The organism is Roseateles koreensis (genome assembly GCF_028595305.1).
Classification (GTDB): Bacteria; Pseudomonadota; Gammaproteobacteria; order Burkholderiales; family Burkholderiaceae_C; genus Paucibacter_A; species Paucibacter_A koreensis.
Map to the genome: position 1 here is coordinate 114,201 of NZ_JAQQXS010000007.1, position 13,270 is coordinate 127,470.

The window sequence follows — 13,270 nt, forward strand, 5'->3', positions numbered from 1 at the left end:
TCGACGGCCACCCGGCCTGTTCTTGTCCCCGCCGCTGCTCCGCTCGCTTCAAAGCTCAGCCACGCTCTTGATGCGCTGCGGCGCCGCAACCGGCTGCATCGGAGCTTGGGTCGTGCGCCCGTGAAAGCGATCGAGCAATTCCCGCCATTGCGCCTTGACGGTGCCGACATGGGCCAGCTTGACATGCCCATAACCCCGAATTGACTCAGGCAGGCGCGCCAATTTGAGGGCGGCATCCCACTGGGCGGGCGTTGACTTTATGCTCAGGTGCTGCAGCAACTCATCAATCAACGTCTCGTAGTCGCGGATCAGGCTGCGCTCCAGTCGGCGTTCTGCGCTGTGTCCAAACGGGTCCAGCAGGCTGCCTCGCAGGCCCTTGCCTTTCGCCAGCAGCTTCAGCAGCGTGAAGGTCCAGGCGCCCAGCTCGATTTTCTTCACCCGGCCATCGGCGCCCGGCTTGGCCAGGAGCGGCGGCGCCATGTGAAAGCTCAAGCCTTGCCAGTTTTCAAACTGGGCCCGTAGCTGCGCCTCAAAGCGCCCATCGGTGTAGAGACGCGCTACCTCCCATTCATCCTTGATGGCCAGGAGCTTGGCGTAGTAGCGTGCTACGGCCTTGCTGAGCCGCTCCGCCTTGCCGTCCTCACCCAGGCTGGCTTCCGCCGCACGCACCCGCTCCACGAGCCGAACATAACGCTGTGCATAAGCGGCATTTTGATAGGCTGTGAGGTGCTGGCTGCGGCGGGCGATCAAGCCGTCGGGACCGTCCAGGCGGTCTTGTCCAGGCAGCCAGTGCACGGTCTGGCGGTCTCTTTTGCCCAGGCGGGCCAGCGCCTGCGGCGCGCCAATGGCCAAGCGGCCTAGGGCGAACGCGGTCTTGTTGCCTTCAACGGCCACGCCATTGAGCTCAATGGCCCGCATCAGGGCCGCTTCGCTCAAGGGGATCAGCCCGCGCTGGAAGCACGCGCCCAGCATCACGATATTGCTGGGCATGGTGTCGCCCATCATGTCTTGGGCAATGGCTTGCGCGTCGATGGTGGACAAAAGCTCGGGCCGTCCACCCACCGCATACGCCATTTTTGCCAGCAACTGCGGGCCTTGCAGATTTGCGTCCGGGTTGCGCACAAAGGCGGCGGTGGGCAGCTCGTGGGTATTGGCCAAAATCACCGTACGCCCAGGCTTGACGGTGCCCAGTGCATCGGGCGAGGCGCCCACCACCATGTCGCAGGCCAGCAGGGCGTCTGCCTGCTGGGTGTCGATGCGCACCTGATTGAGCAAGTCCTGGGTGGGCGCCAGCCGGACGAAACTCAGCACCGAGCCGCCTTTCTGGGCGAAGCCCATGAAGTCCAGCACCGAGGCCTGCTTGCCCTCCAGGTGCGCGGCCATGGCGACCAGCGCTCCCACCGTGACCACGCCGGTGCCCCCCACCCCGGTGACCAACAAGTCGAAGGGCCCCGTCCAATCCCAGGCGGCCGGAGCGGGCAGGGCTGCCACTTCGCGGGCCAGGTCTTGCGCCGTGAAGCCCGCGCCCTGGCGTTGCTTGAGCTGCGCCCCGTGCACCGACACAAAACTGGGGCAGAAGCCGTTGACGCAGGAATAGTCTTTGTTGCAGCTGCTTTGCTCGATCTGGCGCTTGCGTCCGAAGTCGGTCTCCACCGGTACGACCGAGAGGCAGTTGCTGGCCTGCCCGCAGTCGCCACAACCTTCACACACCGCTTCGTTGATGAAGACGCGCCGCGGTGGGTCAAGCATCTCCTTCTTCTTACGGCGCCGGCGCTTTTCGGCAGCGCAGGTCTGGTCGTAGATCAGCACGGTCACGCCTTCGATCTCGCGCAACTCGCGTTGCACCGCGTCCAACTCGCTGCGATCATGAAAGCGCGTGCCCGCCGGAAAGAGCTTGTGGTGCCCGGCATATTTGCCAATTTCATCGGACACCACCACCAGGCGTTTGACGCCCTCGGCTTCCACCTGGCGGGCAATCTGTGGCACGCTGGTTTGGCCGTCCACCGGCTGGCCGCCCGTCATCGCCACGGCGTCGTTGTAGAGAATCTTGTAGGTGATATTGGTTTGGGCGGCAATCGCCTGGCGGATCGCCAGATAGCCTGAGTGGTAGTAGGTGCCGTCACCCAGGTTCTGGAAGACATGCTTTTCGGTGGTGAAGCGGCTGTGCGCGGCCCAGTCCACCCCTTCAGCGCCCATCTGAATCAACCCCGAGGTGCCGCGCTCCATCCAGCTCGCCATGAAGTGGCAGCCAATGCCGGCCAACGCGCGCGAGCCCTCGGGCAGGCGGGTGGAGGTGTTGTGCGGGCACCCTGAGCAGAAGTAGGGCTGGCGGCGCACGCCGTCAGCAGCATTGCTGAGCAGGCAAGGCGTTAGAAAATCCACCACCAGATGGCGGCGGTCCAAGGCTGGGTTCAAGCGTGCCAGCCAATCGGCAACGGTGGCCATGATGCGTGAGGGCCGCAACTCACCCACGGCGCTCAGCACAGGCGCGCCAAGCTCGTCCGTCTTGCCGATCACCTGCGGGCGCTGCGCGTCGGGCCAGTGGTAGAGCAGCTCCTTGATCTGGCGCTCAACCACGGGCGCCTTTTCTTCGATCACCAGCATGTCGGTCAGGCCTTGCGCAAACTCGACCATGCGGCTCGATTCCAGCGGAAACACCAGCCCCACCTTGTAGATGCGCACCCCGGCCGCAGCCAGCGCGTTGGGGTCGAGGTCGAGGCGCCGCAACACTTCCATGAAGTCGTAATGGGCTTTGCCCACGGTCACGATGCCGAGCGTGGCGCGCGGGCTCACCACGATGTGTTTGTCGATGCTGTTGAGCTTGGCGAATGCGCGCACCGCGTCCAGCTTGTGCGCCAGGCGTGTCTCCAACTCCAGGGAGGGCAGGTCCACACTGCGGATGTGCAGGTCGGCGGCAGGTCGGTGATCAACGGGCAGCTCGAAGTCCAGGGGCACGCTGTCCAGATCAACTGTCATGCCAGACTCAACCACTTCAGAAATCGCCTTGAAGCCCACCCAGGTGCCCGAGAAGCGGGACAACGCCCAGCCGTAGAGGCCGAACTCCAGATACTCCGCCACATTGCCCGGGTGCACGATGGGCATGCTCCAGGCCTGCAAGGCCAGATCGCTCTGGTGCGGGGTGCTGCTGGAGACGCAGCCGTGGTCATCGCCACAGACCACCAACACGCCACCTAACTTTGATGTCCCATAGACGTTGCCGTGCTTGAGCGCGTCTCCCGAGCGATCCACCCCCGGGCCTTTGCCGTACCACATGGCAAACACGCCGTCCGCCGTGCGCTTGGGGTCGAGCGCCACCCGCTGCACCCCGAGGCAGGCCGTTGCGGCCAGATCCTCATTGATGGCGGGCAAAAAGTTGACCCGGGCCGCATCGAGAAACTTCTTCGCCTTCCACAACTGCTGGTCCACCATGCCCAGGGGGCTGCCGCGGTAGCCGGAGACGAAGCCCGCCGTGTTCAAGCCGGCCCGCTCGTCTTGTGCCTTCTGGGCCAGCAACAGCCGCACCAGGGCCTGCGTGCCGGTGAGAAAGATTGCGCCGTTGCTGGCGCCGAGGTTGTCGGAGAGTTTGTAGTCCCGCAATGCGGGAGCGGACCCGGTGGGCTGGGCGCTGGCAGTCATGCTTGTCTCCGGAAATTTTTATATGTAGCCGGATATTTTTGTGCAGATGACGCGTACTTTCTTGCTCTGTTTACTTGTGAATTGCTAAGGAATGAGAGAATTCATCTCAAAGGGTGGCCTTATGGAAAATGAACGTTTCGATCGGGCGACGCGCCAGATTCTTGAAGCCTTGCAGGCCGACAGCCGGCAGAGCACGCAGGCCCTTGCCGATAAGGTGGGCTTGTCCGCCACGCCTGTGTGGCGTCGCATCAAAGAGCTGGAAGACAGCGGCGTAATCCGCCGGCATGTCGCGTTAGTTGACCGGGAGAAGCTGGGCTTGAGCATCTGCGTTCTCGCCAACGTCAGCCTCTTGCGTCACACCGAAGGGGCGGTGGAGCAATTCGAGCGCCTGGTGCTGGCCAGCCCCGAAATCATCGAATGCCACGGCATCACGGGTGAAGCCGACTACGTCATCAAAGTGGTGGTGCCCGACATGAAGGCCTACGACCAATTTCTGCAAAGCCAGATTTTCAGGGTGCCCGGCGTGTCCAGCGTGCGCAGCAATGTGGTGCTGCGCGAAGTGAAGTACGAGACGGCGTTGCCGGTGCGCTGAGCGGCCGCGCCGATGTATTTGAAAGCTGAGGCGCAGAGCCACCGCCGGCTGCGATGGTTGAAGCCAAGCGGCTCTCAGCAATGAGCTCACGCCTTCTTCAAAAACTCCGACTTGAGCATGAAGCTCTGGCCGTCGATCTTGCAATCCACATCGTGGTCGCCGGCGACCAGGCGGATGGTTTTGATCTTGGTGCCTTTTTTCAACGTGATGCTGGAGCCTTTGACCTTGAGGTCTTTGATCAGAATGGCAGCGTCGCCGTCGCTCAGAACCTGGCCGTTGGCGTCTTTGAATACCTTGGCGGCCTCGCTGCTTTCGTCGCTGGACTCCGTGGCCACGGCCGGCCACTCGTGGCCGCAGTCGGGGCAGATGAACTGGTCGCCGTCTTGGTAGGTGTTTTCAAGGGTGCATTGGGGGCAAGCGGGCGGTGTATGCATGGTCAAGACTCCGGTAGGGGCCGTCAATGTAACGCAGCATCCAATAGGTCGGTGATCGGCCCATGGCTTTCAGCTGCGAGGCTGTGGTGCAGCCATACTTCAGGCTTCATTGGATCGGAGGCGAGCACATGAAACAGATGATTTGTCGGGCGATGGCTGCGGCAGCGGCAGTGGTGGGCTTGAGCGTGTTGGCCAGCCCTGCGTTTTCGGCCGAAGACGCGGCCTTGCGGGCGGCGATTGCAGGCGCGCAGCGCAGCCCGGCCTTTGTAGCGCGGGATGGCTGGCGCCACCCGTATGAGACGCTGACGTTTTTCGGCTTGCATGCCGACCAGGTGGTGGTCGAGTTGTCTCCGGGGGGCGGCTGGTACACGGAAATTTTGGCGCCGTATCTGCGTGAGCATGGCCGCCTGGTGCTGGCGGGTGATGATCCCGCGTCTTCGCAGGCCTACTACCAGCGCAGCGCGGCGCGCCTGACGGCCAAGCTGGCGGCTACGCCGGCCGTTTATGACCGCGTGCAGCTTACGGTGTTTGATCCTGCCGCTGGCAAGTTGAGTTATGCCGCGGCAGGGTCGGCCGATTTGGTGCTGACATTCCGCAATGTGCACAACTGGGTGGCGCAGGGGGAGGCGGTTACGCAGGCCGCGTTCAAGAGTGCGTTCGAGGTGCTTAAGCCTGGTGGCGTGCTGGGCGTGGTGGAGCATCGCCTGCCCCCGAATATGCCGCAGGGCGATAAAGCCGAATCGGGCTATTTGCATCAAGCTTATGTGATCCGCATGGCGGAGGGGGTGGGTTTCAAATGGGTGGGCAGTTCAGAAATCAATGCCAACCCCCGCGACAACGCGAACCACGAGGGCGGTGTTTGGGCGCTGCCACCGATCTTGGCCCATAAAGACGCTGACAGGGCGAGTTATGAGGCTATCGGGGAGAGCGATCGCATGACGCTCAAATTCATCAAGCCCTGAGGTCGGTAACAGCTGCACAAGAAGGCGGTTTGCCCATGAAGATTGCGTTTGTTGGCGCTGGGCGCCTGGGCCAAACCCTGGCGCGGGCCTGGGCCGGGCAGGGGGAGGCGGTGGTAGCAGTCGCTTCTCGCGCACCGGCATCGGCGCAGCGCCTAGCGGCCAGCTTGCCCGGCTGCGTCGCCTTGCCTGCGGCGGAAGCAGTGGCGCTGGCCGAGCTGATTTTTCTGACGGTGTCTGACGATGCGTTGGCCCCGGTGGCCGCCGCGCTGCCCTGGCGCGCGGGGCAGGCGGTGGTGCATTGCAGCGGTGCCACTGATTTGCGGGTCTTGGCGCCCGCCATTGCTGCTGGCGCGCAGATTGGCGGCTTTCATCCGCTGCAGATATTTTCTGATCCGGCCCAAGCGCATTTGCTGCTGGCCGGCAGTGCCGTGGCCGTTGAGGCTGAGGCGCCCTTGCTGCAGACCTTGGAGCGTTTGGCCCTGGCCTTGCAGATGAAACCCTTCACGCTGCCGCCGGGTGCGCGCGCCGCCTACCATGCGGCGGCCGGGTTTGCGGCCAGCTTCTTGCTGTCGCTGCTGGATGAGGCGGTGCAGATTTGGGCACAGCTGGGTTTGCCCGCCGAGCAGGCCTTGCCCGCTTTGCTGCCGCTGGCGCAGGGCACGTTGCAGGCGGCGCAGGCGCGAGGGTTGGCGGGGGCCTTGTCGGGCCCCATTTCGCGCGGGGACACCGGGGTGCTGACGGCGCACCTGCAGGCCATGGCGCAACTGGGGCCTGAGCACCTGAGCTTTTATCGGCTCTTGGCCCAGCGGCAATTGCACTTGGCCGCCGACAGCGGGCGGTTGGACGCTGCGCAGCTGCAGCGGTTGGGCGAAGTGGTGGGAGCAGGGGCTTAACGCTGGTTTGCAGCCTCAATGCTCACGGGTGTTTTGGCGCCCAGATCCAGTCCGTGTCGGTCTGTTGGATTTTGGCGTTACCTCGGATTTGTGCGGCAATCCCTCGCCCCTAGAATGAGGAATGCCCTTAGATATCCCAACCCTTTATGCGGTGATGTTGCTCCTGGCCGTGCTGATGGCACTGTGGGTGTGCTTCATGGCCTGGGGGCAGGACAGCAGCAACCCCTTGTGGGCCTGGGCGCAGGGATTGGGCACCTTTGACGTCGCCCTGCTGATGTACGGTCTGACCGGCGTGTTGCCGGGCCCTGTGATCTCCGTCGTGAACGTGGTGGCGGGTGCCGGCACCTTCGCTTTGATGCTGTTGGCCGTGCGGCGCTTTTATGGTTTGTCAGGGCCCGGCCTTTGGGTTTGGGCGCCCTTGCTGGTGAATCCGGCGTCGGCGTTGATGTTTTCGGAGCATGTGTATCTACGCTCGCTGAGCATCAATCTGATGTATGTCCTGCAGATCACTTTGATCTTGCGGGTCTTGCTCGACCCCAAGCTCGAGCACAGCGGGCGGGGGCGTTACATGCTGCTGTTTGGCTTCTGCGCGCAGCAACTGGTATTGATTGTGCGGGTCTGCATGGTGCTTGCGGGGGCCACACCGGCGTTTTCGGGGGCACTCAGCAATGGATTTGTGGCCTTGTTGTTTGTGGCCACGCTGGTGACCGTGCTGGGCAATACGCTGGGCTTTGCGTACATGATCATGGAGCGGTCGGAGCGGCGCAATTTCGAGTTGGCCATGAAGGACATGCTGACTGGCTTGTCCAACCGCCGAGCCATTACGGATGTGCTGCTTACCGCCGTGGCGCGGGCGCAGCGCCAGGGCCAGTTGCTGAGCGTGTTGATGTTGGACATTGACCACTTCAAGAAAATCAACGACAGCTATGGCCACCAGGCTGGCGATAAGGTTTTGCAAGGCGTGGCGCAAATCCTGCAATCGCGCTTGCGGGCCCAAGACCAGATCGGGCGCTTTGGTGGGGAAGAGTTTCTGGTCGTGTTGCCGGACACGGGCATTGAAGGCGCGTTGACCCTGGCCGAGGCCCTGCGCGCCGCTGTGGAGTCCACGCCCACGCAGTGGGGAGTGCACCGCATTTCGGCCACGATCAGCATCGGGGTGCGAGGCGGCATGGTCACGGGTGCCGATACGGCGGACGGCTTGGTCGGCGCGGCCGATGCGGCCATGTACCGTGCCAAGCAAACCGGCCGCAACCGGATTGAATACTGACGCCAGCGCGTCCTGAATCTGCCCCCCCCCACCATGTTCACCGTCTACGGCATCAACGGACGCATTTACAGCGGCTCCTTGGACGGCTTGAGGGGGCTGGCGCCGGTGCAGGCGGTGGCACGCCTGCGGGCTGTCGCACCCGTGCGGCCCCGCAGCGCTGATACACCGATTGAAATCGAACCCGGCGTACTGCGGGCAGAGCCCAATCCCGACGCTGCGTTGATGGCCTTGGGCACCCCCGACCCCTTGCCGCGCGACGCGTTGGCCGCCTATGCCAAGGCGCAGGCGCGGGTGCCGGCCGATGGGCCGCGCAATCCCTTGCGCCTGGTCGAGGAGTTGATGAGCCGTACCGTGGTCACCGTGCCGCAAACGGCGCTGCTGTCTGAAGGGCTGCGCCTGCTCACGCAGGCCCGCGTCGGGCAGGCGCCGGTGGTCAACGCAGCCGGCCATCTGGTTGGGCTGCTGCTGCGCGGCGATGTGCTGCCAACGCCGCCAGCGCTGGAAGACCCCGCCGCATGGACCGCCTGGTTGCAGCGCCCGGTGGCGGAGATGATGTGGACCCCCGTCCCGAGCGCGCACCCCGACACCCCTTTGCGTGAGGTGGCGCAAGTGCTGCTTGAATTCCGCCTGCCCGGGCTGCCGGTGCTGGACGACGCCAGCAATTTGATCGGCTTTCTCTCGCGCAGCGACATCTTGCGCGCCTTGACCCGCGAGCCACCCGTTGAACTTTGGGGTTAGCAAGTCGAACCCAGGCGTGCGTTATTTCTTGTCGTGGCCTGGAGGCTCACTGCCAGCTCAGGGGGTTGATGCGGTAGTAACGGCTGAGTTGCTCGTACAGCGCGGGGTGCTGCGCGGCCAGGTCGGTGGGGCATTCAAAAAACAGTTCGCTGCAGACGGCAAAAAATTCCGCCGGATCGGTGGCGGCGTAGGCGTCGATCAAGCCGGTTTCTCCCCGGGCCAGGCGTCGGCGCAAGGCGTCAAATTCAGACTGCATGATGCGTGCCCAGCGCCGGTGCGCGGGCGTTGAATTCAGGGGCGGCGCGCCATTGGCAAAGCCTTTCACCTGATCGAGTTGGTGGGCGAATTCGTGGATCACCACGTTCTGTCCATCAGTCGGGTCGGCCGCACCTTGCAGCACGTCTTGCCAGGAGAGCAGGATCTGCCCCTGCGCCCAGCTTTCACCGGCCAACACGCGGCGTTGGTCCATTTGCACGCCTGCGGCGCCAGTTTGCGCGCGTTCCACCACAAAGGCGCCGGGGTACAGCAGGATTTGCTTGAGCTGCGGGTAATACCCCCGCCGCAAGCCCAGCAAGGGCATGCAAGCCTGTGCGGCAATGGTCACACGCATGTCATCGCTCACCACCAAGCCCTTGCAGCCAATGATGGGCTTTTCTGCCAGAAACACTTGCATGTCTTGCTTCAGTCGCAGTTGCAGATTGGCAGGCAAACGCTGCACCGCTGGCACGCGCCGCCGCAAGATGCGTCGCCACGCGGCTGGAAAGGGCTGCTCACGCAGTTTGCGGCGCCGGTGCGCACGCACAAACGGCGCCGCTGCCAGCCAAGCCATCAGACCGAGGCTCAAGCTGATGACAAGGGCAAGAGTCAGGCCGGCGGCGTCAATCATTTTTTGCAATTGAGTCCGACCGGCCGAAATACAAGAGCGCCATGCCCTCGGGGCGGCCATTTTGATCGGGGGGCGCCGTCGATTTTCACTTCGGCTAAGCTGGCGCGATGCCCAGCACGCCCACCCCATCGGCTCACGCCCACGCCCCCCCGCCTTTGCAGGCTTGGCAGGCTTGGCAGGTCATTTTGGGCGGCGTTTGCTCCCTGGTGCTGACCTTGGGGCTGGCACGCTTTGCGTTCACGCCGCTGCTGCCCTTGATGCATGAACAAGCGGGCTTGTCCGACGCGGCGGGGGGCGCCCTGGCGGCCATCAATTACGCGGGCTATATGAGCGGTGCCTTGCTAGCCTCGTGGCTGGAGTCGGCGCGGCTGCGCCACGGGCTCTACAGCGTGGGATTGATTTTGAGCCTGCTGGTGACGGTGCTGATGGGCCTGAGCGATAACTTCTGGGTCTGGGCGCTGTCGCGTTACTTCGGCGGGCTGTGTGGCGCGGCGGGCATGTTGTTGGGCTCGGGTCTGGTGCTGAATTGGCTGATGCGCGCGGGGCACCGGCCCGAGTTGGGCCTGCACTTCACCGGCATCGGCCTGGGCATTGTGGTGTCGGCGCTGGGGGCCTTGCTGATGGGGGGGCAAGGGCTGCATCTGAGTTGGGCACAGCAGTGGATTGGTTTTGCGTTAATCGGACTGGTGTTTCTCGCTTTGGCGTGGCGTTGGCGCCCTCCGGTGCCCTCGGTGTTGCTGGCTGCCACGAACGCAAACGTCAGTGCGAACGCAACGGCCCAGCATGCCCTGGCGGTGAAGCCGGCGCGCACCTGGACGGTTTTGATGACGGCGGTGTACTTCTGCGCGGGTTGGGGCTTTGTGATCAGCGCCACTTTCACCGTGACCATCGTGGAGCGGCAACCCTTGCTGGCCGGGCAAGGGCCCTGGGCCTGGTTGCTGGTCGGGCTGGCGGCGACGCCGGCAGTGTTTTTGTGGGACCGCGTGGCCCGCCGGGTGGGCGAGTTGCAGGCCTTGCTGATGGCGTTTGTTTTGCAATGCGTGTCGGTGCTGGTGCCGGCGTTGTCCGACACCTTGGCGGCGGCCTTGACCGGGGCGCTCTTGTACGGTGCCACCTTCATCGGCATTGTCAGCATGACGCTGGCGCTGGTGGGGCGCCGCTCGCCCGCCAATCCGGGCAAGGCGATGGCGCGCCTGACACTCAGCTATGGCGTGGCACAGGTGTGCGCGCCCGCCCTCAGCGGGGCCATGGCGCAGGCCAGCGGCAGTTACCGTGCGGCCTTGTTGTTGACAGCACTGGTGCTGGCGCTGGGCATGGTGGGCTTGCTGGCGTTGATTCGTTGGGAGGCGAGGCGCATACCCCATGGCTGAATTCATGCTCGGTGTCGACATCGGCACCACCAGTACCAAGGCGGTGTTGTTCACGCCGCAAGGTCGGGTCGTGGCGCACCACAGTGTCGGGTATCCCTTGCTGCGGCCCACGCCGGATGCGGCCGAGCAAGACCCCGCGCAGATTTTTCAGGCGGTGGTGGGCGCGATCCGCGTTTGCCTGGCTGCCCAAGCCGGCGCAGGGCAGCGTTTGCTGGGTGTGGCGTTCAGCGCGGCCATGCACAGCGTGATTGCGATGGGGCCAGACAACACGCCCCTGACCGGCAGCATCACCTGGGCTGACAACCGCGCGGCAGGCTGGGCTGAGCGCATTCAGCGCGACTGGGGCGGGCTGGCCATTTACCGCCGCACCGGCACGCCCACGCATCCGATGTCGCCGCTCGCCAAGATGGTGTGGCTGCGACATGAGCAGCCCGCGCTCTTCACCCAAACGGCACGTTTCATCGGTATCAAAGAGTACGTGTTCTTCAGGCTTTTTGGCCGCTACTGGGTGGACCACTCCATCGCCTCGGCGACGGGGCTGTTCAATCTCTTCCAGCTCGACTGGGACGATGAAGCGCTGGCGCTGGCCGGCGTGCGGCGCGACCAGTTGTCGGAGTTGGTGCCCACCACGCACATCGTGCAAGGCCTGGCAGGCGACATAGCGCAGCAATTGGGGCTGCGGGCGGATACGCCTTTTGTCATCGGCGCCAACGACGGCGTGCTTTCCAACTTGGGGGTGGATGCGATTGCACCGGGAGACGTGGCAGTGACCATTGGCACCAGCGGCGCGATGCGCACCGTCATTCACGAGCCGCGCACCGACCCCGGCGGGCGCACCTTCTGCTACGCCCTCACCGAGCAGCACTGGGCGGTGGGCGGCCCGGTGAACAACGGCGGCGTGGTTTTCAGATGGGTGCGCGATGAACTCGCGGGCGCTGAATCAGCGCAGGCGCGGGTGCAAAATCTCGACCCTTATGACGAACTCACCCGCATGGCGGCGCAAGTGCCGCCTGGAGCTGAGGGTTTGCTGTTCCACCCCTATCTGGCGGGCGAGCGTGCGCCGCTCTGGAACGCGGATCTGCGTGCCTCCTTCTTCGGCCTGGGTTTGCGCCACCGCAAGGCGCACATGATTCGCGCCGCGCTGGAGGGCGTGATCTTCAATCTGCATGGCATCTTGCCCACCCTGGAAACCTTGGTGGGAACCGACACCCGGATCAAAGCCACCGGTGGCTTTGCGCGCTCACCCCTGTGGCGGCAGATGATGGCCGATGTGTTCAACCGCGAGGTGGTGGTGCCCGAAAGCTTTGAGAGCTCTTGCCTGGGCGCGGCGGTGCTGGGACTGTATGCGCTGGGCCGCATCAAGTCGCTGAATGTGGTCAGCGAGATGGTGGGCGCCACGCACCGCCACAGCCCCATTGCGGCGCATGTTGAAATTTACCAACGGCTGCTGCCGATTTTTCATGCCATCCCGGTGCAACTGGCGCAGCAGTACGCGGCGTTGGCGCGCTTTCAGCGTGACAGCGGGGGGCCGGCGGTTTGAGCGGGTGCCCGCGTGGCGGGCTATTTTTCAATGCCTGCGAGTTGCTGGCGCACCGAGGCGTTGATGATGCGCAGCTCGGCCAACGTGACGTCGATGTGGGCGCGCTTTTCTTCCAGCACCGCAATTTCATTGCTGGTGCGATCCAGTAGAAATTGCAGCTGCTTGGCACGTCCTTCGCCGTGGTCACCGTAAAGGTCGAGAAACTGCTTGATCTCGGCCAGTGAGCTGCCCAGCCGCTTGGCCCGCAAAATCAGTGTCAGGCGAACCCGGTCGCGCTGCGTGTAGACACGCGTGCCGTTGACGCGCCGAGGCATCAACAGGCCTTTGTCTTCGTAGAAACGAATGGCGCGAGGCGATAAGTCAAAGTCACGGCACAACTCGGTGATGCCGAACAGCGCCTCCGAGGGCGCGCCGCCGCTCAGGTCTTCGACATTGCGAGCGGCAGTCTGGTGCTGGCGTTTGGTTTGAACTGCGGACATCAATGAACAGGCTCCGGCCTTAGATCGTCAACAGGTGTTCAGACCACGCGCTGCAACTTCATGGCCACGCTCATGTCGCCGCTGACTTTGAACTTGCCCATCATGAAGCCGTTCATCGGGTTGAGCTCACCCTTGAGCAGGGCGGCCAGGTTTTCTTTGCTGATGGCCACAGTGCAGTCGGCCTCGCGGTCTTCATTGCTGATGGTGTTGGGCACGCTCTTGCCGTCGATGACGGCCACCCCGTCGGCGCCGCAGTCAAACTTGAGCACGGCACCCAGGCCGCAGTCTTCGGAGAGCTTGGCGCGCAGGGCTTCGGTGATGGCGGGCATGTCCATGGTGGGTCCTTGATTAAAGAGTGAGGCGTTGAAGGGGCAGGGAAGCATTGACTCAGTAACGGCTAATTCAAGCGCATTGCATTCACTCAGCTTCGCGTTGGCTGAATCCGCCATGTCGCCAGCTTACCCAATCGGCAT

The 13,270-nt window shown here is 63.9% G+C and carries 12 protein-coding genes; 7 read left to right on the top strand and 5 right to left on the bottom strand.

Annotated features, from left to right (window positions below):
- Positions 1–48: 48 nt before the first annotated feature.
- On the bottom strand, positions 49–3,636 hold the full coding sequence (locus PRZ01_RS09400; protein ID WP_273596521.1) for an indolepyruvate ferredoxin oxidoreductase family protein: 3,588 nt from the start codon (positions 3,634–3,636) through the stop codon (positions 49–51).
- Between the two features lie 121 nt (positions 3,637–3,757).
- Between PRZ01_RS09400 and PRZ01_RS09405 the strand changes: the two genes are divergently transcribed.
- Positions 3,758–4,228, top strand: coding sequence for an Lrp/AsnC family transcriptional regulator (locus PRZ01_RS09405; protein ID WP_273596523.1), 471 nt, complete (start codon positions 3,758–3,760; stop codon positions 4,226–4,228).
- Positions 4,229–4,314: 86 nt separating this feature from the next.
- Here the strand turns inward: PRZ01_RS09405 and PRZ01_RS09410 are convergent, their stop codons facing one another.
- Entirely contained in the window at positions 4,315–4,662 is a 348-nt protein-coding gene (locus tag PRZ01_RS09410; RefSeq protein WP_273596524.1) for a zinc ribbon domain-containing protein YjdM, read from the bottom strand.
- Positions 4,663–4,790: 128 nt separating this feature from the next.
- Here PRZ01_RS09410 and PRZ01_RS09415 point away from each other — a divergent pair, with 128 nt between their 5' ends.
- The 4 genes from PRZ01_RS09415 (at position 4,791) to PRZ01_RS09430 (ending at position 8,522) form a co-directional block, all read left to right on the top strand.
- Positions 4,791–5,624, top strand: coding sequence for a class I SAM-dependent methyltransferase (locus PRZ01_RS09415; protein WP_273596525.1), 834 nt, complete (start codon positions 4,791–4,793; stop codon positions 5,622–5,624).
- Positions 5,625–5,659: 35 nt separating this feature from the next.
- Positions 5,660–6,517 carry a Rossmann-like and DUF2520 domain-containing protein gene (locus PRZ01_RS09420; protein WP_273596526.1) on the top strand — a complete coding sequence of 286 codons (858 nt, stop codon included), beginning with the start codon at positions 5,660–5,662 and terminating at the stop codon, positions 6,515–6,517.
- 121 nt (positions 6,518–6,638) lie between these two features.
- A complete protein-coding gene (locus PRZ01_RS09425; protein WP_273596527.1) occupies positions 6,639–7,784 on the top strand; it encodes a GGDEF domain-containing protein in 1,146 nt (381 codons plus the stop codon).
- 33 nt (positions 7,785–7,817) lie between these two features.
- Positions 7,818–8,522: a CBS domain-containing protein gene (locus tag PRZ01_RS09430; protein ID WP_273596528.1), complete on the top strand. Its 705-nt coding sequence runs from the start codon at positions 7,818–7,820 to the stop codon at positions 8,520–8,522.
- A gap of 46 nt (positions 8,523–8,568) precedes the next feature.
- Here the strand turns inward: PRZ01_RS09430 and PRZ01_RS09435 are convergent, their stop codons facing one another.
- Complete coding sequence (locus tag PRZ01_RS09435) at positions 8,569–9,408, bottom strand: M90 family metallopeptidase (protein WP_273596529.1); 840 nt, start codon at positions 9,406–9,408, stop codon at positions 8,569–8,571.
- A 107-nt stretch (positions 9,409–9,515) separates the two neighbouring features.
- Between PRZ01_RS09435 and PRZ01_RS09440 the strand changes: the two genes are divergently transcribed.
- Entirely contained in the window at positions 9,516–10,778 is a 1,263-nt protein-coding gene (locus tag PRZ01_RS09440; protein ID WP_273596530.1) for a YbfB/YjiJ family MFS transporter, read from the top strand.
- A complete protein-coding gene (gene gntK, locus PRZ01_RS09445; protein ID WP_273596531.1) occupies positions 10,771–12,318 on the top strand; it encodes a gluconokinase in 1,548 nt (515 codons plus the stop codon). The genes PRZ01_RS09440 and gntK overlap by 8 nt, the downstream gene beginning before the upstream one ends.
- Positions 12,319–12,338: 20 nt before the next feature.
- Here the strand turns inward: gntK and PRZ01_RS09450 are convergent, their stop codons facing one another.
- Positions 12,339–12,797, bottom strand: coding sequence for a MerR family transcriptional regulator (locus PRZ01_RS09450; RefSeq protein WP_273596532.1), 459 nt, complete (start codon positions 12,795–12,797; stop codon positions 12,339–12,341).
- A gap of 38 nt (positions 12,798–12,835) precedes the next feature.
- Complete coding sequence (locus tag PRZ01_RS09455) at positions 12,836–13,132, bottom strand: SCP2 sterol-binding domain-containing protein (protein ID WP_273596533.1); 297 nt, start codon at positions 13,130–13,132, stop codon at positions 12,836–12,838.
- Positions 13,133–13,270 lie beyond the last annotated feature (138 nt).